At 33.5% G+C, this 21,727-nt stretch carries 17 protein-coding genes and 2 pseudogenes; 5 read left to right on the top strand and 14 right to left on the bottom strand.

The features are described from left to right. Positions 1-40: 40 nt before the first annotated feature. Positions 41-280 (top strand): nuclear transport factor 2 family protein, encoded by a 240-nt coding sequence (locus LPC09_RS26885; protein ID WP_098797032.1) that lies wholly within the window; start codon positions 41-43, stop codon positions 278-280. A gap of 79 nt (positions 281-359) precedes the next feature. Continuing rightward, a pseudogene (locus tag LPC09_RS26880) lies at positions 360-766 on the top strand (IS3 family transposase); the annotation flags it as partial. A 118-nt stretch (positions 767-884) separates the two neighbouring features. On the opposite strand, the gene LPC09_RS26875 reads toward LPC09_RS26880, so the two are convergent. The 9 genes from LPC09_RS26875 to LPC09_RS26840 all read right to left on the bottom strand — a co-directional run bounded on the left by LPC09_RS26875 (position 885) and on the right by LPC09_RS26840 (position 10,821). Then, positions 885-1,331 carry a GNAT family N-acetyltransferase gene (locus tag LPC09_RS26875; RefSeq protein ID WP_098797030.1) on the bottom strand — a complete coding sequence of 149 codons (447 nt, stop codon included), beginning with the start codon at positions 1,329-1,331 and terminating at the stop codon, positions 885-887. 291 nt (positions 1,332-1,622) lie between these two features. Beyond that, positions 1,623-1,748, bottom strand: a complete 126-nt coding sequence (locus LPC09_RS27470; protein WP_255301604.1) for a hypothetical protein — start codon at positions 1,746-1,748, stop codon at positions 1,623-1,625. Between the two features lie 809 nt (positions 1,749-2,557). Beyond that, positions 2,558-3,298: an ABC transporter ATP-binding protein gene (locus LPC09_RS26870; protein ID WP_098797029.1), complete on the bottom strand. Its 741-nt coding sequence runs from the start codon at positions 3,296-3,298 to the stop codon at positions 2,558-2,560. Then, the gene (locus LPC09_RS26865; RefSeq protein ID WP_098797028.1) at positions 3,298-4,941 is read right to left on the bottom strand and encodes an ABC transporter permease; all 1,644 of its coding nucleotides are present in this window, start codon (positions 4,939-4,941) and stop codon (positions 3,298-3,300) included. The genes LPC09_RS26870 and LPC09_RS26865 overlap by 1 nt, the downstream gene beginning before the upstream one ends. A 304-nt stretch (positions 4,942-5,245) precedes the next feature. Next, positions 5,246-6,310: a Fe(3+) ABC transporter substrate-binding protein gene (locus LPC09_RS26860; RefSeq protein ID WP_098797027.1), complete on the bottom strand. Its 1,065-nt coding sequence runs from the start codon at positions 6,308-6,310 to the stop codon at positions 5,246-5,248. A 182-nt stretch (positions 6,311-6,492) separates the two neighbouring features. After that, positions 6,493-7,407 carry a hypothetical protein gene (locus tag LPC09_RS26855; RefSeq protein ID WP_098797058.1) on the bottom strand — a complete coding sequence of 305 codons (915 nt, stop codon included), beginning with the start codon at positions 7,405-7,407 and terminating at the stop codon, positions 6,493-6,495. Between the two features lie 87 nt (positions 7,408-7,494). Further along, a complete protein-coding gene (locus tag LPC09_RS26850; protein WP_231309822.1) occupies positions 7,495-9,006 on the bottom strand; it encodes an MBOAT family O-acyltransferase in 1,512 nt (503 codons plus the stop codon). Positions 9,007-9,185: 179 nt separating this feature from the next. Next, positions 9,186-10,580 carry an AMP-binding protein gene (locus tag LPC09_RS26845; RefSeq protein WP_098797026.1) on the bottom strand — a complete coding sequence of 465 codons (1,395 nt, stop codon included), beginning with the start codon at positions 10,578-10,580 and terminating at the stop codon, positions 9,186-9,188. After that, entirely contained in the window at positions 10,573-10,821 is a 249-nt protein-coding gene (locus LPC09_RS26840; protein WP_098797025.1) for an acyl carrier protein, read from the bottom strand. The genes LPC09_RS26845 and LPC09_RS26840 overlap by 8 nt, the downstream gene beginning before the upstream one ends. 1,426 nt (positions 10,822-12,247) lie before the next feature. Here LPC09_RS26840 and LPC09_RS26835 point away from each other — a divergent pair. The 3 genes from LPC09_RS26835 (at position 12,248) to LPC09_RS27730 (ending at position 14,959) form a co-directional block, all read left to right on the top strand. Further along, complete coding sequence (locus LPC09_RS26835) at positions 12,248-13,636, top strand: alkaline phosphatase (RefSeq protein WP_141549677.1); 1,389 nt, start codon at positions 12,248-12,250, stop codon at positions 13,634-13,636. 73 nt (positions 13,637-13,709) lie between these two features. Further along, positions 13,710-14,339: a hypothetical protein gene (locus LPC09_RS26830; protein WP_098797024.1), complete on the top strand. Its 630-nt coding sequence runs from the start codon at positions 13,710-13,712 to the stop codon at positions 14,337-14,339. 434 nt (positions 14,340-14,773) lie between these two features. Continuing rightward, complete coding sequence (locus LPC09_RS27730; RefSeq protein ID WP_442920053.1) at positions 14,774-14,959, top strand: YkvA family protein; 186 nt, start codon at positions 14,774-14,776, stop codon at positions 14,957-14,959. Between the two features lie 286 nt (positions 14,960-15,245). On the opposite strand, the gene LPC09_RS26820 is transcribed toward LPC09_RS27730, so the two are convergent. The 5 genes and pseudogenes from LPC09_RS26820 to ltrA form a co-directional block, all read right to left on the bottom strand. Then, the gene (locus tag LPC09_RS26820) at positions 15,246-15,632 is read right to left on the bottom strand and encodes a DUF6262 family protein (protein WP_098799056.1); all 387 of its coding nucleotides are present in this window, start codon (positions 15,630-15,632) and stop codon (positions 15,246-15,248) included. A gap of 21 nt (positions 15,633-15,653) precedes the next feature. Then, a complete protein-coding gene (locus tag LPC09_RS26815) occupies positions 15,654-17,621 on the bottom strand; it encodes a tyrosine-type recombinase/integrase (protein ID WP_098799055.1) in 1,968 nt (655 codons plus the stop codon). Beyond that, complete coding sequence (locus tag LPC09_RS26810) at positions 17,618-18,697, bottom strand: tyrosine-type recombinase/integrase (protein WP_098799054.1); 1,080 nt, start codon at positions 18,695-18,697, stop codon at positions 17,618-17,620. Before LPC09_RS26810 ends, LPC09_RS26815 begins: the two co-directional genes overlap by 4 nt. A gap of 438 nt (positions 18,698-19,135) precedes the next feature. Next, the gene (locus tag LPC09_RS26805) at positions 19,136-19,603 is read right to left on the bottom strand and encodes a hypothetical protein (RefSeq protein WP_231309821.1); all 468 of its coding nucleotides are present in this window, start codon (positions 19,601-19,603) and stop codon (positions 19,136-19,138) included. 258 nt (positions 19,604-19,861) lie between these two features. Continuing rightward, a pseudogene (gene ltrA / locus LPC09_RS26800) lies at positions 19,862-21,675 on the bottom strand (group II intron reverse transcriptase/maturase). Between the last annotated feature and the right edge of the window lie 52 nt (positions 21,676-21,727).

Below are 21,727 nucleotides of genomic sequence, written 5' to 3'. Positions count from 1 at the left end.
ATACGAAGTGGAGAGAATCACATGTTAGAAAATAAAACAAATGAATCAACGTATTCAGCAACTTGAAGACATCGAGGCCATTTGGAAAATACAAGCAACTTACGGACACTATGTAGATAAGGGGTGGTATTGCAAGGAAATCTATTTTAAAGAACTTTCATCTTTATTCACAGAAGATGCTACGTGGGAAAGCAGCAATGAAATTGTAGAAATGTTGAAGGAGAGTACAGCAACCGTTGAACTTGGAATGCATAGCTTTACGAACCGATTATTGATATAGATGACGATACGCCAACGGGGAAATAACTTTTGTGGGTCGGTGTTAAAGGCGAAGTTGTTATATCAAAGTGAGGATGTCAAAGGACAATTTAACAGCTGAACAAAAGGAACTAGCTGAACTTAGAAAGCGAAATAAGCAATTAGAAATGGAGAATGACATTTTAAAGCAAGCCGCGCTGATACTAGGACGACAGTAAATGTGATTAAGAATAACCAGCACAAATACTCGATATCAGCAATGTGCAAAGCCCTACAAATACCTAGAAGTACTTATTACTATGAAGCAAAAGAGCGTCAGGCTGAAGATGACTTCAGTTCAGATATTGTTGAGATTTTTCACGAGAGTTTTCAAAACTATGGGACTCGTAAAATTAAAAAGGAACTAGCAAAACGTGGGAAGGTTGTTTCTAGACGTCGAATCGGACGAATAATGAAAGCACAAGGCCTAGTGTCTTCCTATACTCTAGCACAATTCAAGCCACATTCCTTCACAATCTCCATTTCTTTCTAATTAATCTTAAACTAGCCCTTAACATGGCATACTTATCTTTATTCAAGATAAGCGCTTTGATTGTGGAAGATCGTACTGTAACTAAAGAACACTGTTAGTTGATTAATTTCTTTTCAAGAATTATTTTATGTAATCCTTTTTCGTCAGTATAAGTATCAATGACATCAAATCCATTTTTTATATTCAAGACTAACATATTACGCCATTTATTCATTGTTTTTGTTTGAACAATACTATAACCATTTTCCTTTAAATATTGATGTTGTCTTTCCATTAACTCAGAAGCAATACCATGTTTTCTGTAATAAGTATCCACCCCACCTAACCAACTATAATATTTATTATTATCAAGTTCATATCCAATCTTATATCCAATAACTTTGGTATCATTCATTGCAATAATCACCAATAATTTAGGTTTATTTACCATTTTGTTAATCAAATCATCAGAAGTCGCAAAAATAACTTTATGCAATTCTATAATTCCATTTAAAACATCTTTATTTGGGATTGAATTAAAAATGAAGTAATCAATTTTCAAATGCCTTCCTCCTTAGTATCTTAGCAATATGAATAATATTTCGTTTATTATTTTGATAGTCCTTCTTAAACATTAACTATATTTCTTCACAATCTTTTAACTGTTGCTCCACGATCTGTCCATATAAATGAAAAAGAGCGACATCCTTATTCAAGAATGGCGCTTTTATTGTTGAAGATAGTAAATTGGGTTAAACGCTTAATTAAAACCTGAGGTGAGTAGATCATGTAATAGATGATCTACTCACCTCATTATTAGGTTTATTGTGTCTATAATCTATTAATTTGATTGCTAGATGATCTTTTTCCCTTTACTGTTTACTAAATCTGGGTTAACATCAAACGTTAAAGTATCTTTTTCAACAAACTTTTGGTTGTTTATATCTCCGTTATACGGACCTGTATCTTGTTCCCCCATTCGCGGTGGCTCGTCTATTGTTATCGTATGGTTTCAGATTTACTAATGGTTTGCATCCATTTGCTTTATCCGGATACTTGAATGTAAACACGATAAAATAGAAATGGTAAGTTGATAAGCCATTACCTGCATGAATTTAACAAAAATAGCAATAAGAATAAAGTATGGAGTTAATCACAGATTGATGAGTGATTGTGATTATTATTGATTCACATCACCTCTAATGTCAGTAAAAGCAAAAGGCTTCTCAAAAGTTTAACCAATTAATGAGAAGTCTTTTTTACATATCTAATGATATTATTTTGTTAGCAGATTGCATATGAACCCTTATACATCAAGGGTTTGAACGGTCATCACATCATACCGCCCGTAAGGTGAGGTGTGTAATATCTCTTACCATTTGTGCGTAGAGTAAGAGATATCAAGGGCTTGTTAAATTTCGTCTGTAACTTCGTTAACCGGGTTTTACCGTTTTGCATTTGAGTACTTTAGCAAAATGTTATCATAGTAGATAAAATGATGAATGGAGTAATGATCTTACTGACAACTCTATAGTTTTTTTACTAAACGTTTCTATTTATTGTATTTGAATATTGGTTTATTGAATCTTCTACTTTTCCTGAGATTAACGTGCAAGCGTACCAACTCTAACAGCAGTTATAATTAACACAATGTGTTCAGTAGAGATGAGTTCATCTTTCATATCTTCACTCTTAGTAAGATATAAACTTCAATTTCTTAGCTTGTCAGAATCAGCAAGGATTATAAATTCCTATCCTAAACTCCTCATTGTAAAAAAAGAGTACACCTTATGGCACACTCTTATACACCTCTTTCTCTTTCATATGATTAAGCTGGCTACCTTGAGAATAGGGTAATAATTCTTCTGGTGTGCCCTTCCATATCATTTTTCCATTTTCTAAATAAATTATTTCGTCAGCAAGAACTTTTGCATCTTCTTGATCATGAGTTACAAAAATAGATGTAATCCCTGTTTGTTTTAAAATCTCTCTCAACTCATCCCTTATTCTAATTTGGAGATAAGTATCAAGATTGCTAAATGGTTCATCGAATACTAATAAAGTGGGAGCAGGTGCTAATGCTCTTGCAAGTGCAACACGTTGTTGCTGCCCTCCACTTAACTCAAAAGGGTATCGATCTTTATATTTGGATAGGTTCACTAAAGAGAGCATTTCCTCAATTCTTTCTTTTTTTTCCTTTTTATTCATCTTTCGTAAGCCATACTTTATATTATTCGCAACTGTCATATGTGGAAATAGTGCATAATCTTGAAAGACCATACCCACTTCTCTTTTTTCAGGTGGTATATACGTCCGTTCATCAAAAATCCTTCGATTGTTCATGGTTATCGATCCACTCATTGGAATTTCTAACCCTGCAATTAATCGTAAGATTGTACTTTTCCCACTCCCACTTTCACCGAGAATAGAGATGATGTCTCCCTTTTTCATTTGTAGGGAGAAATCCTTAATGGTTGGTTCATTCGTATTTTTATACGTATAGGATAAGTTCTTTATATCTACAAACACTAGTTTTGTCCCTCCTTATCAAGTACTTTATGAAAGAAGTAAATACTAATTCCACTGATGAGGATAATCATCATGGAAGCAGAGGCTGCTTCACTCATCATTTCATCATTCGCATACTGAAAAGCTTTCGTTGCTAATGTATGAAAATTAAAGGGCTGTAATAATAGCGTAAGGGGAAGTTCTTTTAAAATATCTACAAAGACAAGGATAAATCCGCCCACTACTGCCCCTCGTACCATCACAATATCTATACGAAAAAAGGTTTTTACAGTTGATACTCCTAAAGTTCTCGAAGCTTCGGTAAAATTAGTACCAATTTTCTCAAATCCTGCTTCAATGGAACTATAACCAACCGTAAGAAATCGAATGACATATGCAGAAATTAACATCACTATACTTGTTCGGAAAACAATAAAAGGATTTTTACCAAAAAATGCAAATAATGAGATGATCCATTGATCCAAAGCTATGAAAATTGTAATAATTCCTATGGCAATGATAGCTCCTGGCACAGAATAGCCTAGTACCGTTATCTTTGAGAACAACTTCGGAACTATCCCCTTGTGTATGCGAGTATAGTTGGCAATTATTAGTCCAATCACAACAACCATCACAGCTGAGATTGATCCAGCAAAAAAAGAATTCCTTACTAACTCAATAAATTTCATGGATACAATTCTTTCATAGGTCATATAAATCCAATGAATGAGTTGTATGAATGGAATAGCAAAAGCAAAGGTAAAAATAGATAAACAGTAAAAGGTTAACAACCAAGCTTTTGGACCTTGAACCTCCTTAGGTTGTATCGGTCTAATTTTTGTAGTAGTGTAACTAAATCTTTTTCTTCCTCTTATGAATTTCTCTAAGATGAGAACAGCTATAACAACAATCATCAATGTTCCAGCTAACTTGAAGGCAGAATCAAGATCATCCATTGCAAACCAAGTTTGAAAAATGGAGGTGATAAATGTTTGAATTCCATAATATTTAACGACGCCATAATCATTAATGACCTCAAGCATGACAATCGTTACACCACCAACAATAGCAGCTCTTGAAATCGGTAAGATGACCCGGAAAAATATCTCAAATGGTCCTCCACCTAAAAGTCTCGCATTTTCAACAATAGAAGAAGATTGATTTTGAAAGAAGCTCTTTGTTATAACAAATATGTAAGGGAATAAAAACATCGTGAATATAAATATAGCCCCTGGAATAGTCATTATATTGAAGTAGTCCTGATTCACTTTTATATCAAATTGATTTCTTAAAGTGGCTTGAATAATTCCTGTGTAATTTAAGATTCCGTGATACGTATAAGCCCCAATAAATGGTGGAATGGCTAATGGTAAGATTAATCCCCATCTAAAAAATTTTCGAAAAGGAAACTGATAAGCGGTGACAATCCATGCTAAACTCGTCCCAATAATCGTTGTGAAAAATCCTGTAAAACTCATTAAAAATAACGTATTCATTACGATTTCTTTTAATAAATAATCTTTTATATGATTCCAGTTTTCATTGGGGGTTGTAAAGAAATGTGTGCCAATTAAAAAATTCGGTAATAAAATAAATAAAATAAATAAAAAACTAAGAACTGCCCATACATTAAGTTGTCGCTTCACTTGTTGAACAAACCTCATTTTTAACCCCACCTTCAAAGATCTTTATCAATCTTCATTATCATTTCCATTTCACTTTAAAACATGGCTACCTTTGTTGATCGCCGTTACAGGATGGTCGCTTTCCGTAGGCGGTTGCTGAGCCCCCATATCTCTTTATATCTTGCAGGGGCTCTCATCTGAACCGCATCGTACGTAAGAGTCGACCATCGAAGTCAAGCGTCTATATCTACATCGTGCAAAAAATCAACATTGTTCATTAATAGAGTTAAAACACATAAACCGCACCCCGATATTCAGAGTACGGCATCATTCTATAAAACTTTTATTTCCAACCAACTTCATTGAAAATTTGAATAGCACGTGCATTGTTTTCACCTAGGATTGTTAAGTTAATGTCCTGCTCCTTAAACTCTCCCCACGACTTTAATGTTTCAGTAGCATCTACAGATTCATTCACCGGATATTCATTATTTCCTTCTGCAAATGCTGCTTGTGCTTCTTCACTTGATAAGAATTCAAGGAACTTAACAGCATTGTCCACGTTTTTGGCATGCTTTGTCACTGTAGCCCCACTTATGTTGATGTGTGTTCCAGTTGTCTCTTGGTTAGGGAAAAATATTCCAACTTGCTCGGCAATCTTTACATCTTCTGGATTCGTTGAATTTAGTAATCTCCCAACATAATAGGTATTGGAAATTGCAATATCTCCTTCACCTGCAACTACCGCTTTCACCTGATCGATATCTCCACCTTTAGGCTCTCGTGCCATGTTAGCTACTACACCAGCTGCCCATTCTTTCGCCTTTTCTTCACCATTTAATTCAATGAAAGATGCAAGAAGAGATTGATTGTATATATTCTCGGAAGAACGAATGAGCACTTTTCCTTGCCATTTAGCATCTGTTAATGCTTCATACGTTGATAGGTCCGCTGGATTTACACGGTCCTTCGCATATACGATTACACGGGCCCGCTTTGTTAACCCAAACCATTCATTATCAGTATCACGCAGTTTTTCTGGAATGTTTGTTTCTAATACTTCACTTGCAGCAGATTGTGTTAACCCCTTCTCCTTCAGACGAGCTAAATTACCAGCATCAGATGTTAAAAACACATCCGCTTCAGTTGCTTCTCCTTCTCGCTCGAGTCGTTCCATTAATTCACTGCCATTACCTTGAACGATATTTACTTTAATGCCTGTCTGATCTTCAAATTTTTTGTAAATTGCAGTGTCTGTATCATAATGCCTGCTTGTATAAAGGTTCACAGCTCCATTTTTCCCAGTAGCAAATTCAGTTGTAGTTTCATTTGATTGCCCACAACCAGATATAAAAATGATTGTAAATGTTGTTAAAGCAACGAATAAGGCTTTCATAGATCTCTTCATTTACCTTCCCCCTATGAATGAATTAAATATTTCATAATGATATTCATTATCAATTACTCGCGTTTGTAATTTTAAGCGACAATGATAATTGTTGTCAATTATATTATTGCAAAATTGTTGCTTGTTGTTAGTAAAATCTTTAACAAGAACTGAACATTTTTCATATAATTTTTTATTAGTAATTAACCCCCTTGTAAATAACCTACTTTCTTAAGATCCTTGTATACTATCCAGGAGTACTTTTTTCTTCCCTTGCTGTTTAAATGATCGGCATTGCTAAAGTATTCTTTGTTGTTTGCGAATCTAGGATCATTCATATAATTTAAAAATGGAACATCTAATTTAAGAGCTTTTAAGTACTGGAAAACAAGTCTATTCATTACTTCTTCATTAAAATATTCTTGATAAGACTGATGAACCGGCTCCATGGTTAATATGACTTGATAGCCTTTCTCTTTACTATAATCTACAATCTCTTTTAGCTGCTTCATATTTTGTTCAATGCTATTGTTTTCAACCGCTTCCTTGTATTGTGCTTCTACTCTCTCATACTTTCTCCCTGAATAGTTCTTACCGTTATTTGCCCAAGGTTGATGAGAATTCCATCTGTATTTTCTCAATTCACGCGAGAGTGCAGAGTTAAAACTGTCACTATTTGTCCCAGGTAAGTACAAGTAACTGTAATAATCAATTAAAGAAAACGGTTCAATTTCGGTACGATCCAATATTCTATAATAATTTCCTATGTTCTTGGTTTCAAAATTTGCGAATGTAATTTGAGAGATAGAAACGATCACTACACCACCAGGTTTAAGATACTTGCCATACTCTCTCAACAATTTAAAATCGTACTGAATCGTCTGAGCAGGAAGTGCTAAATCCAGATGGGACAAACCAGTAGGCTTAAAATAATATCCATACATGGAATGAGAAGCACCTACATTGATGATATCAACCGGATATGGATTTTCCTTAAAAGCCAGTATTGCATTGTCTATGTTATAATCATATGAATTCTTTACGAATTGATTGACTGGTATAAACAATAGGATTACAAAAAGTATAATGATTGTTAACTTGATGAAAAAACGTTTCATAGTAAATCCTTTCCACACAGTGCTTCTTCTGCTAAGATGACTTCTTGCGTCAAAATCTAACGAAATCATATTTACGTATGGGGAGGATTAAAACCCACCATAAATAAACCCCTTACCTGTAGCCCCGAAAACAAGGACCGAAAAAATAATAAAAATATAAAAGGCAAATCTAGCATAGACCGAGCCTTGCGATAGAAATTCCCATGCTGAAACATTTTTTCTTTCAATATAGTAAAATAATTGTACAACAATATAAAATGAAATAAAAATCACTAAATCTAGCAACGAAAAAATTTCAAATGCTTTCATAATCCCCGAGAATCTCCAAGAGCTTAATTTTAGAAAAAGCTGAGCGTTTTCAAATGCTTGTGTAACAGTATCCGTTCGAAAAAATACTCTTGAAAAGCAAACTAGCAGGAAAGTTATTGCAATTTTCACCCATTTATGCAGCTCTGGAGTTCTATCTATTCGAATAAATGAAGCGATTTGTGCACGAAAATGCTTTGTATAATCTCCAAAGACACGATAAAATCCATGAATGAGACCCCAGATCACAAACGTCCAAGCAGCTCCATGCCATATTCCACTAACTAAGAAGGTGATCACAATGGCAACATAAATTTCACTTCTCTTCTTTTTCCCCTTACATAATGGAACAAAAATATAGTCCCTTAGCCATGTAGAGAGCGTGATATGCCATCTACTCCAAAAATCGGATATCGAAACGGCAAAGTGAGGTTGCTTAAAGTTTTCTGTCAGCTTAATCCCTAGCATTCTAGCAGAACCAATGGCTATATCACTAAGTGCTGAAAAATCAGTGAACAATTGGATCGAAAATAGAATCGTAGCGAGTACAATTTGAGACCCAGTCGGGTTCGGACTATCGAACACACTCGACACAATAGGAGCTAGTCGATCGGCAATTAAGGTCTTCTTAAAAAAACCCCATGCAATTCGTTTTATGCCGTAATTTAAATTTTCATAGTCTAAAATTTGTTCTTGTTTAAATTGAGGAAGCAATTTCTTAGCACGTTCAATCGGCCCAGCAACCAATTGTGGAAAAAATGCAAAATAGACCGAGAAATAGCCGTAATGTTTTTCTGCCTTTTGCTTTCCATAGTAGATATCTACAAGGTAACTAACTGCCTGAAAGGTATAAAAAGAAATGGCTAAAGGCAGGACAATTTCTTGATATGGTAAGGTATAATTCCAATCCATGTATTTTGCTATCGCTCGAAATGAGTCATTTACAAAATTAAAATATTTAAACCAACCGAGAAAAAACAATAATCCTGAAATACCAACTAGCATGACTTTTTTCTTTTGTTTTTTTGTCTCCTGTTTTTCGATTACAATCCCAGTAAAATAAGTGAAGGCTGTGCTAGTAAGTAGTAAAGGTATAAATTGAACACTCAGTATTGCGTAAAAAACGTAGCTTGCAATTATTAAAAGAAGCCATCTGAATCGATGGGGGATTAAATAATAAGTAAATACAATTATTGCTAAGAATAGAAGAAACTCAATTGATATAAAAGTCATCCAATCACCTAATAAAAAATTTTCAAATGCGATGCAAGAGATAACCCTATCATTGTCCAATTACTTGGAACCCTAAAATATGTAGATGAAACTCTTGAGAAACTAACAAAAAATTTACTACTTTCACATTCCTTTTTTCATTGTTTCACCTAGTATTTACATACAGTTTTCAGATCTCAGTTTTATAATCTTGTCATGTATATCATATTTTTCCTGTTCCTCATCCGGGTGACTATAAATTATCCATATTTTCGCAACTCAGAATAGAGAATTTTCCCAAAATGATTACGTGGGATTTCTTTAATTTTCATAATCTTAAAGCCTTTTAAGTTTAATTTTTCCTTGATTATTTTTTTAATTTGGACAGAATCATCTTTTAATGTGTAAATATTCATTTGGTCATCTGTCCCATCACAGATACAATCATGACCATTTTCATTTAAAAACCCTTCAACTTCATCAAGGCTAATACGGTTACCATAAAGTTTAATCATTCTTTTAATTCGACCAGTTATAAAAAAATATCCATCTTGATCAAAGTAAGCCTTATCACCTGTATACAAAATACCGCTGTTCTCATCTTTTTTTGAAAGGTCGAATAATGAATCAGCATATCCTAAAGAAACATTTGCTCCCTTGTATATCAATTCACCCAAAACGTTGGGCGTTGTTATTTTGTTGTCATTGTCATCTTGCAGATAAAGTTCTCCACCTGGAATGGCAATACCAATACTTCCGACTTTTTCAAGATTTTTTTCCCATGGTAAATAGCTCATACGCGCCGTTGCTTCTGTTTGACCATACATGGTGAAAAATTGAATTCCTTTCTGATTGCATACTTTAGCAAATTTAGACGATAGGCTAGAGCTTAATTTTCCACCTGCTTGAGTTAGTTTTTTTAAACTCGGAAGATGCAGCTCTTCAAACTTCAGCCTATCAAGCATCTCGTACACGAAAGGAACTCCTCCAAAAGTTGTTACTCGTTGCTCTCTACATAAGTCCCAAAACTCCTTTTTCATGATGGATGCATCGGTTAAAATTATTGTAGCCCCACATATGAAATGACTATTTATGATAGAGAGGCCATAGGAGTAATTCATCGGAAGTGTTGTTATAGGTCTATCGTCTGCATTGATTTCAAGGTACGATGATATTGATTCTGCGTTATTAAAAATATTTTCATAACTTAAACGAACGAATTTGGGACTCCCAGTACTACCAGAGGTTGTTAAAAGAAGAGCTAGATGTTCATGAAGATCATGTTGGTAAAATGAACGGCACCTAAATAATGTATAATTTCCAAACACAAATACACGATCCATTAACTTTGATAGGTCTTGATTTTCGCTACTTGCCCAAATATAGGTGGGCTTATAAAGGTTAATTAATTTGCTCAGCTGATCAATATGGATGGATGCATCCAAAAGTACAGGCACAATACCACCTCTAATAAAACCCACATAGCCAAATAAAGACTCTTTATTATTTGAACATAAGCTAAAAACGAGCGTTCTCTCACCTATTTCACCACAGATTGCGTCAGCAATTTCTAACATTTCTAAGTAAGAATATTTCCGTTCAGCATATACTGCGGTGCGGTTCCCAAACTCCTCCATTTTTTTAAAGCTATTCATTAATAAAGTTCACTCCTAAGCGTTCCAAAAGCTCAATACCTGACTGGTAAGAGTTGAATTCTGTAATCCATTCTGAATCTATTGAAACATCAAAAACATCCTCAATCTCAGAAATGAGTGCCATATGTCCAATTGAATCCCATTCCCTCGTTTTCCCAAGAGCTAAATCTTCACTTACATCATCTTCTTTCAAGTCCAGTACATTGATAAATGCATTTTTATATTTCTCTATATTTTTCATCCATTTACACCCTTTCAATAATTTACTGTCATATGCATTTGTATGAAAATCTTGTTAGCTAAAACAGTTTCTATATCTAACAAACTTTCTAGTTTTCAACACCAACATTGTTAACATTACACCAGATATTTTACGGCTATTTATCATTTTTTATCTAGTATAATCATACTTGAGCTTGATTCTTAGGTTATTAAAAAGCATACTAGCTCGATAAGAAACATCCATCTAGAAGGAACCTCTTGTTAAAATCCTCCAATTGATAATAATAATCATTTTCATGATACTTAAATGATTCTAGCATATCACTTTTCAAAAGGTCAATAACTCATGCAGCCTTTTTTAGATGGTCGTTACCTCTTCTAATTTTCATGGAGATTTCCACTTTTAACTAGCAATACTTAAGGAATGTCATGAAATTGTTGAGCGCTCTGAAGATGTTAAGAAGAAAAATTGAATGGCAGGAAAAACAACATCCTAGTTTGGATTGCATTCTATGTTTGCTGGTTTCCTTATTTGTCTAATAGAGGTGGGCAAGCAAAATGGAACATATAATAAAATGTTTAAATGTAAAAGAGTATCTAAGTTACTCTAGAAAAGAAATTATTTAAAAAATAATGGCTCCAAAGAATATTTCCCATGGTTAGTTGAGTAGAGTAATGATTTATAGGGAAAGCCTTTATGCCTATTGGGACGGAAAACATAGGAACAGTCTTAGGAGTAAGAACTTGTCTTCAATTCTAGGTAGAGACCATTAAGAAAAAACCTTTCTCCATTTTCATAAACGTACTCAAACGTTTCATGCTCCATCCCACTCCTTCTTTTGATGACTTATTCTCTCTTCCAAGTTTCTGCAAAAATAATCTCCGCGAATCGCCAAATAAAAAAGCACACGAATGTGCTTTTTTTATCTATCTAAATACTCGTAGGATGACGTTTTCCGACGTCATTTTATTTTTATCAATACACCAAAATCTATACATCCCTAAATCCTTTCAGTTATTTTTTTTACATAGATAAAGTCACTTTGTATAAAGTTAGTTTTGGTAAATAAGAGATACTACATCTGATATTTGCATTTCTCTCTTAATCCCTCCCTTTTGGTAAGTTTGGATCAAAAAGGAAGGTATATGTAAATTTTCCGTCATCAATGTAAATGTATTGTAAAGTACTTACCGTTAAAAAAATACTAGAAAATTGTTTATTTTTTCTTTTAAACCCATTATATTTCACCAGGCATCACGCTGTTAGTTACATCTACCTATAAAATTAACAATGTAAACGCACCACATTCTCATACTTTTATATTTAATAAGACTAATTAACCCGTTTTATTCATTTACAATACAATTACATCTCCTTAAAGTCCACTTAAAACTACTTACCTATAATCGCATTTGTTGGTCAAAAACAAGGAGGAGAAAATCAAATGTTAAATAAGAGATTTAAAAAGAAATTATTCCCATTAGCTGTTATGTCTACCGTTGTGCTTGGAAGTTTAGGTGGGACGTTTTCTTCTGCTGAAGCAAAAACAGTAAAGTCAAATAATGCAGAAATTAAAAATGTTATCTTTTTAATTGGAGACGGAATGGGAGTTTCATATACTTCAGCTTACCGTTATTTAAAAGATAGTACTGATAGTAAATTTGTTGATCGTACAGAGCTTGACAAATATTTAGTGGGCCAACAAATGACATATCCAGAGGATCCTGAACAAAATGTAACTGATTCTGCATCAGCTGCAACAGCAATGTCAGCTGGTATTAAAACTTATAATAATGCAATTGCAGTTGACAATGATGGTTCTGAAGTAAAGACTGTGTTAGAGGCTGCAAAAGAACAAGGGAAATCAACAGGGTTAGTTGCAACATCTGAAATCACTCATGCTACACCTGCATCTTTTGGATCTCATGATGAAAGCCGTAAAAATATGAATGCCATCGCAGACGATTATTTTGATGAGTTAGTAAATGGTGAACACAAAGTAGACGTTCTTCTAGGAGGAGGAACAGATCTATTTGATCGTGAAGATCGTAACCTTGTTGAAGAATTCCAAAATGCTGGATTTAGCTATGTAACAAATAAAGAAGAATTACAAAATGATAATAGTGGACAAGTACTTGGTTTATTTTCTGATCGTGGAATGCCAAAAATGCTTGACCGCGATGAGAGTATACCTTCATTAGAAGATATGACAACTTCTGCAATTGAGCGTTTAAACCAAGACGAAGATGGTTTCTTCTTAATGGTTGAAGGAAGTCAAATTGACTGGGCAGGACATGATAATGACATCGTTGGTGCAATGAGTGAAATGGAAGACTTTGAAAAAGCATTTGCTGCAGCGATTGAGTTTGCGAAAAAGGACAAACACACATTAGTTGTTGCTACTGCTGACCACTCTACTGGTGGATATTCAATTGGTGCTAATGGTATTTATAACTGGTTTGGTGAGCCAATCAAAGCTGCAAAACGCACACCTGACTTTATGGCAGAAGCAATTGTAAATGGCGCTGATGTGGAAGAAACGTTAACAAATTATATTGACCTTGAATTAACTTCTGATGAAGTACAATCTGTTAAAGACGCTGCTGCGACGGGTAAAGCAGTAAGTATTGATAATGCAATTGAAAATATCTTTAACACCCGTTCTAATACAGGCTGGACAACAGGTGGACACACTGGTGAAGACGTACCTGTTTATGCATTTGGACCTTCATCCGACCGCTTTGTAGGACAAATTGAAAACACAGATCATGCAAAAATTATTTTTGATATTTTAGAAAAAGGGAAAAATAAAACGATTATTAACGATAAATAATTCATGAAAATAAATTGAAGGGTTTGACGATTTAAATGTCATCCCTTCTTTTTTAAGGGATGGAGGGGTCTTCTTGAGAAAAACAATTGCTCTTACATTATTTTTATCTTTATTTATAGTCGGTTGTTCTAACGATGCTACTAAACCTGCAAAAACAGGAGATATTCCTACTGATTATTTAAATGATTATAATTCAAATCCCCAAGTAACTGATGATCGTTCGTTATTAGAATTAGATCAAACTGTTTCTGATGAAAAGGGTGAAGCAAGCTTAAAAGCAATTAATTACATCAATTCAACGAATGAGATTGGTCCAGTTCAGCTTCGAATAAAAGATATGAAGCTCATTCATTTAAAACCAGACTATAGCTTAATCGATTATTTTCATGTCTTAACACATGAAGAGGAATTTGATTTTGTTAAAGTGTTTGTTGAAATTGAAAATACAACGTCAGAAAAGGTTAGTTTCGCACCTATTGCTTTGTTAGAGACAAGCTCTGGTGAAAAATTTGATTGGGAAAAAGATGTTTACCTAGAAGACTTGAATGGTGAACTAGAAGGTAAAGCTAGCAAAAAAGGGAATCTAGGCTTTATCGTCGAAAATTCTGATAATCTTGAGTGGATTGAAATCACTACAAGTGACGTTTTTGACCAAGAAGGAAAGAAAATACATCATTCACAAAAAATAAAGATTGAGTTTTAATAATAAACCTAGAAAGCCTGTAGTAAGCTTGTAAAGATATTTTTACTACAGGCTTTCTTGGGCTATCTACTAATCTGTTTGTTATTGTAATATTCAACAACCTTTTATGTAGATATTAGATTAAATTATTATATTAAAGAGATAAACTCTTGATAAGCGCTTTAAATTGTAAAGTATACTTCTTCACTATTTCCTTGAATTGTTTCATTATAATTCTTTTCAATAACCTCTTTTTTAATTTATAATCACATTTAAGTGGAGGTTATTAACATAATGGAAAGACAATATATATTAAATAAAATAAAAAGCTCTGCAAAAAAATTAAAACATATTTATTTGTGATTTATTTATCAAATAAAGATCAAAGAGTCTCTTGGCTTACAAAAGTAGTCGCTATTTGTGTAGTGGCTTATGCTTTTAGTCCAATCGATTAAATACCCGATTTTATACCTGTTCTCGGCTATCTTGATGACTTGATCCTTGTCCCACTCGGAATCTCATTGGCGTTAAAATTAATTCCATCAATAGTTATCGATGAAAATCGAGCCAAAGCAGAAGAAATCAGGAAAAAAGGAAAGTCGAAAAATTGGTTTGTTGGATTTCTATTTATTTTTATTTGAATTATCTTTGCAATATGGATCGGTAAATCGATATTTAGATTTTTTCTGTAACTACCTATGCATGTTCACAATCTTAATCTTTTCTTAAATAAGCACCTTACATATTCCAGAAAGTCTCTTTTTGTCAATATATATATTCAATTTAATATATTTTTTCTTTAAAATGAACTTATTTAATATCTAGCTTTTACAACAATCAGTACATTATCTACAGTAAGTTGTTAAAAAATGAGGTTCTACCGAACCTCATTCATTGAATACATGACTTTAAAGTTAGACTATCATCTTACTTGATTTCTTTATAAATTGTTGCCCATACAACTTTAAGTTGTTCTTTCAATTTCCTGTTTTCTTCCTCCAAATTCTTATTTCTCTTCCGAAGTGATGCAATTATGACATCTTTTGATTTTTCTGTCATATCCCGTTTAACTTTCATGGGTGATTCTAATCCTTCTTCTTGCTTCCTTAAAGTTTCAATACGAGATCTAATTTCAATGTACTTATAAAGAAATGATTTAGAAACTCCAGATTCTTCTGCTACAGAGTTGAAGTTAATCTTTTTCTGTTGTTTTATCATTTTTTTAAGTGTTTTTTCTACCTTTTGAAATGTTATATTCTTTTTATCTTCTATGCTTCTTAATAGGGGACCAGTATTAGGATTCTTATTAGCCACTTTGTTTTACACACCTTTATATTAATTTCTGGATTCTCTTCTTAATTTTTGCTGTCCATATATTCCACCGTTTTTAATGATTCCGTCTCTAATTTCTTTATACTTTTTTAGTTTAGGTTGAATTATCTCGATTGAACGAATTCTTCCAGATTTCTGATATATCTGTATATCAGATTCCATTTTAGTAATTTGTTCGTTGTAGAAATTCAAAAATGTTTGGTCTACATGAAAACTTCGGCAGTTATTTTTAATGCATGGTGGTTCTAAAGTTTGTTCTAAAAAATCACAATTGTTCTTAGGGCTTTTAATACAAAAACCATGATCTAATCGAATAGAATCTAAGTTGTGACGTATCCATTCCAACTCTAATCCGTTTTCGTCTGCTTGTTGCTCTATACTAGTGGCGATTATTTTACCGCCTTGATTTAATCTTATAGCTCCACTGCTTGTGGCTTTTTCCCATTCTTTTCGAAGAGTTTTATCATGAATCTTGGCATATACCAATGTCATTTCAGGGCTCGCATGAGCCATAAGTTTTTGTACATGCAAAATGGTCATACCGTTATTGATAAGATTGACTCCATAACGGTGTCTAAACGCATGTGCTTTAAATCGATAGGTATCTCTCTTTTCGTCGATTATTTTATTTTCCATAGCTAGTTTGTTTAAATTGTTTACTACATTGTCCCTTGAAATAGGCTGACCTTTTCTCGGCCCATAATAGGTAGGAAACAAATAATTAAAGGGGTTTGTTTCAATGGTTGTTTTTTCTCTAGTCAATTTTTGTTGAGAAATCACAACCATTGCTATTTCTTCCGAAATTGGCACTCTATGGTCTTTATTTTTAACTTTACGTTGGTCTCCAATAATCCACCAACCATCTTCTCTTTGAATCAAACAATCTATTTTCAAAGTACACACATCTGAAATTCTAAATCCTGTTGCCTCTAATAAAATCACAATCGGGATAATTTCTTTTGGTAGTTTTCCTATATGGTTCAGGATTTGATTCCAAACGAAATCAGATATATATTTTATTTCATTAGAAGCTTTAGGTGGTAGTTTAGGTTTGTCTTCAGGAACGATTAAATTTCCTGCAGATTTAATTGGGGCTTCAGCCCATTCATATCTTTGAATATATAAAATAAACAATTCTATTACAGATAATGACCGATGAACGTGGTTATCCGAAGGGGCTTGTCCTTTATGAACACTATTCCCTCCCATAGGAGAAGTTCTTAAATAATATATAAATCCTTCTATATCACTTCTACTTAAAGAGGTTAAGCCTTTCCAATCTGGGTACTTGCAGTAAATATATTTAAAGAACTCTTGAAGTTTTGCTATGTTTTGTATGGCAGTACCCCAGCTTAAACTTTCTTGCATTAGGACACGTTTTTCGAAATATCTTTTTACCAAAGCTCGATAAGGGCTTGGTATAAAAGTGAAATTTAAGGTATAACCACATTTACTATTGTTGTAGTCAATACCTAGTTTTCTAACATCCCAAATATCTTTTTCTGTTTCGATACGTTCGTCATACCATTCAAAGTAAAAAGAACTAATCCGATTATATAATTGGAGGTATCCTTTAATAGTTAAATTGCTTATACCAAGTTCTAAAAGATAAGTCTTATAGTGAATTGAAAACTTCTCATGAGGAATTTCTATAAAAGAAAAAATATTTGGATAAAACCTTAAAATAAAAGTTTGTAATTTATTGATTGCACTAGCACTGCTCCATATTGTTGTCATTTTTAAAATCGAATCAGTCAACTGTCTAAAGAAATAATATTTCAATTCATGGTTTATTCCTGAACTTAAAGTCTCGTCGAATTTAAGCCTTTGTTTTCCTAAATTAGTGTCTTTAGTGTAGAAAGGGCAATCGATGGCATTCCATAGATCATTTTTCCAATATCCATTTAGTTCTTGTACTAGTTGCTCATATCGTGGAGATTTGGTCGAATTAGTAAATTTATATAATTTCATTTTAATTGATCACCCTTCATATTATCCTGTGCTTTCTGCCACTCTTTCCGAATTGTTTCATCCGAAGAATGCATATAAGTTTGTATTGTAGTTTGAACTTGTGCGTGACCTAACAACTTCTGAATAATCGAAGCTTCTACTCCTTTTTCATGAAGTTCAGTTGCATAGGTGTGTCTTAACATATGTGGAGTAACATCAATCTCAGTTTTCTTCCTTATACGCTCAATCACATCGAAAGCTGCTCGATAATTTAACGGTTTACCCTTATTAGGTCCTGATAAATTGATAAAAACAAAATTTGTATCTACATCGTGAAGATCAATAAGATAATCTTGAAATACATTCATAGTATCGGCAGATACATACACCTTTCGTCCTTCACCATTTACAGTTTTTGATTTCCGAACCTGAATGGTAGTGGAACCAATATCAAAATCCTCAATCCATAAAGATAAGGCTTCTCCAATTCTAAGACCACCCTCATATAAAATCCTAATCAATAAAGCATCGCGAATGTTACTACACGCATCGTGAACAGTTTGCACCTGAGTTTTTGTGAGTGTTAAAATTCCCCTTCGAGGTTCTTTTATTTTCAATATGCTTTTTTCAAATGGTTTACCCTTTGATATATGATGTAAAAAGGGTTTGAATGATCGGTACTGACCAGTAACTTGCTTCTTTGTTTTTTCGGATAGGTCCTTTTCATAATCCTCAATCCTAATCAAATAATCATAGAAACCTTGGACACATGTTAATATAGTATTCACTGTTCGTTCTGATCTCTTTGCTTGAGTTTTCTCAAGATGAACTACTTTAGTAGATTGATAAGGACTTCTTAGCCAAGATATAAACTCCGATAATAAATTTAAGTCAACCTCTTGGTATCCTATTTCTTTTTCGCTTAAAAATTGAAAGTATAACTTCAAATGACGACAATATGCTTTTAACGTATTTTCCGCTTTACCTATGTTGTCTAGATACTTAAGGTATTTGACAACAGGAACCACAGGTTTGTTATTTTCATCAATGAGTACATATCGTTTTTTATTATCAATTTGAAACTCTTGAACTTTCATAAACATCACCTCCAGATTAGATAGTGATACATTTATGAAACTCTTTCTATAAAAACTATGAATACTATATTTTCCCACTGTAGATAAGTTGATTTTAAAGAAACAAAAAAGAAGCAATACTTAACTTTAAATACGTTAAATACTACTTCTTTATATACTGTAGATAATGGCCAGATTGCGGAATAAAAAAATCCTGCATATCAATACATGAATTACAATCAAACTTTGTTTTAAATTATCGAACTTTTTTACAAATTATCAGACTTTATTTTAAATCAACAGATGAATTTTTCGGGTTAGAAGGTCCAACTAAAGCTTATATGACCGATTTCAAGAATGGAATTATTATACAACTGATAGAAAATATTAGAAGTGTTATAAAGTAATAATAAGAAGAACCCCTCAAAATTGCATGAGGGGTTCTATATTCCGGCGTAATTAGAAAACAAAACCCAGTTGATTTTCAGTTGGTGCCTTTAATGTTTTCTTTTTCTTATACTTTGTGATATCTACTAATGCAATTATTCCATCATCCTCAAGATCCACACTGGAACCACTCGATTCAGTGATGTTAAATAATGAATCTTCTTCAGTACTATCGGTTACTATATTAGATTCAGATTGATCAATAGGCACAACTTTTGAAACACCGCAGAGTTTTAATGTCTGTTCTGCCAGTTCTTTCATTCTATCAGCTAAGATATGTTCAAAATTCGCTTCTTCAATCATTTCAACATCTTGATATTCAATTGCAGCAAGTTCTTCCCACGCATTGGCAAGATCGGCTTCTGCAAAACATTCAGCAAGATCAGTTGCTAATGATGACTGCTCATCATAACTATATTTAGCAAGTTCCCCTCTATCTAATCTACCTTCTGTCATTAAAGCATGACCTCTAGCACTCATTACCTTCTTAAATTGACTCATCTCTTGTGTACCATTCAGAATAGGAATTAGAACCCTACACTCACGGTGCTGACCAATTCTGTGTGCTCTTTTTGCAGACTGACGGACAACGTTTACTTCATAACTTAATTGATTAAAAATAAGTGTCGGCCAAGCAAGTAGTCGGGTAGGTCAGAGATGTTACCATCTCCTTCCCCCCTAAGAACCGGACTTGTACCTCTCAGCACATCCGGCTCAAGCCCTCTTTCATCCAGACAATTAATATACGAATTTCTTAAAAGCGTTCTTCATATGATTCACCGCTTGTTTGCTATTAACATCTACATTATTTCTTTTCAAGAAAGATTGAACCTTTGGTAATTGCTTACCGTTACCGTATCTCTCCAATAATGCATGATGTTGTTTATGACAGGACTTATGAAGTAATTCAAGGTTCTCATAAGTGTCACGACCACCAATAATTTTCGGTACTATATGATTTGCTTCTAATGGCTCGTCCCCAACAAGTGATTCTCGGCAAACTCTACATTTGTATTTAGACTTTTTAGCAAGTTTTTGTTTTGCTAGAGTGTTTTCTTTGTCAAACTCTTTTCTATCTCGCTGTTCGAAATATTCTTTAAGTGAAGCGTCAAATGGACTGTTGTACTGCTTGATTTTAATGTGTCTTTCGATTTTTACCCAACTCATTCTAATAATCTGAATAGTGGTATCATGCGGACACGTAAGAATCCATTTGTCTTTACTTACACCCGTATGGTCAGGTTTGAAGTATTCCTTAATAATCCATTTATTCGATTTATTTTTTTATGTCTGTGTCGTAAATAGATTAATGTTCTTTTAAAGATATAATTATCTATATCTCGGAAAAGCTTTTTGGTAACAGTAGGTGACCAATAATTCGCAATTCCTCTAATGACACTATTCAATCTTTCAATTAGGACCGAGGTTTCTTTACCTTTACCCCATTCGAATATTTCTTTAATCCTTTGTTTCGCACGTTTAACACTATCTTTGGAAGGTTTAATGAATAACCGCATTCCATCTTTGGTAGGGTATTGTCTAAAGTGAAATCCTAGGAAGTCGAACCCTTTACTAACATGAACAACTCTTGTTTTATCTTTTGCAAGATTTAAACCACGCTTGTTTAGGTAAGGTTGCAATTTCTCATACATTCCTAGTGCTTCTTCTTCCGTAGGACAGACAATAACGAAATCATCAGCATATTTAACAACACCAACGGAATTCTGATATAAAGTATCTCCTTGTCGTGTCGTATGGATATACCTAACACCAATTTCTTTTTCCATACCATGTAGTGCAATATTTGCCAACAATGGCGAGATGATACCACCTTGGGGTGTTCCTTTCGTTGTTTCGTTGAATACATCATTATCTATATATCCACTTTCGAGCCAATCTTGAATCACCGATTTATTAGGAAAGTTTTTAATGCATTCCATAATATAATCATGATTTAAATTGTCGAAACATCCTTCGAAATCACCTTCGAAAATCCATTCCTTAGCACTACCTTTACTTAATTTATTAAATAAATCACTCATTGCGTCATGAGTACTGCGCTTAGGTCTGAATCCATAAGAAGTCATTTCAAATTTTGATTCCCACTGTGGCTCTAGTGTATTTTTGAAGACATTTTGATATACCCTATCAACAATAACTGGAATACCTAGTGGACGAAGTTTGCCATTTTTCTTAGGAATATAGGTTCTTCTAGCTGGTTTGACTTTGATATTTCTAACACTGTATTTACTTAGTTTGTTGAATAAAGCAATTCTTTCTTGAGGCGTGTTGGAAATGTATCCATCTATACCTGCTGTTTTCTTACCTTTATTCTCTTGAGTTACTCGTCTAATACTTAAAATTAGATTAGCCTTACTTCTTAAAAGTAATCTTTGAAGTTTTTTTACTTTTCTTGTTTGTTTTAATTGTTCTGCACGATAGATTCGTTGTTGAAGTTTCCTAACATAGCGTTGAATTTTCACCCAATTTATTGAGTGCCAATTCTCCACTAGTGGGGAAACAGCCGACTTAACATTCCTGTTAGTATTCATAACATATCTCCCTCTCTATAGGATTATTCTTTTCGCTTTCTTTCGTGTTGAA

The organism is Metabacillus sp. B2-18 (assembly GCF_021117275.1).
Classification (GTDB): Bacteria; Bacillota; Bacilli; order Bacillales; family Bacillaceae; genus Metabacillus.
The sequence above is the reverse complement of the archived record's forward strand: the minus strand, read 5'-3'. Positions and strand labels throughout refer to the sequence as shown.

Bases quoted from the DNA above. Each gene is read 5' to 3' on its own strand.
- LPC09_RS26885 (WP_098797032.1), top strand. From the start codon at position 41: ATGAATCAACGTATTCAGCAACTTGAAGACATCGAGGCCATTTGGAAA.
- LPC09_RS27470 (WP_255301604.1), bottom strand. From the start codon at position 1,748: ATGGGGGAACAAGATACAGGTCCGTATAACGGAGATATAAACAACCAA.
- LPC09_RS26865 (WP_098797028.1), bottom strand. From the start codon at position 4,941: ATGAGGTTTGTTCAACAAGTGAAGCGACAACTTAATGTATGGGCAGTT.
- LPC09_RS26860 (WP_098797027.1), bottom strand. From the start codon at position 6,310: ATGAAGAGATCTATGAAAGCCTTATTCGTTGCTTTAACAACATTTACA.
- LPC09_RS26855 (WP_098797058.1), bottom strand. From the start codon at position 7,407: ATGAAACGTTTTTTCATCAAGTTAACAATCATTATACTTTTTGTAATC.
- LPC09_RS26845 (WP_098797026.1), bottom strand. From the start codon at position 10,580: ATGAATAGCTTTAAAAAAATGGAGGAGTTTGGGAACCGCACCGCAGTA.
- LPC09_RS26840 (WP_098797025.1), bottom strand. From the start codon at position 10,821: ATGAAAAATATAGAGAAATATAAAAATGCATTTATCAATGTACTGGAC.
- LPC09_RS26835 (WP_141549677.1), top strand. From the start codon at position 12,248: ATGTTAAATAAGAGATTTAAAAAGAAATTATTCCCATTAGCTGTTATG.
- LPC09_RS26815 (WP_098799055.1), bottom strand. From the start codon at position 17,621: ATGAAATTATATAAATTTACTAATTCGACCAAATCTCCACGATATGAG.
- LPC09_RS26810 (WP_098799054.1), bottom strand. From the start codon at position 18,697: ATGAAAGTTCAAGAGTTTCAAATTGATAATAAAAAACGATATGTACTC.
- LPC09_RS26805 (WP_231309821.1), bottom strand. From the start codon at position 19,603: ATGAGTGCTAGAGGTCATGCTTTAATGACAGAAGGTAGATTAGATAGA.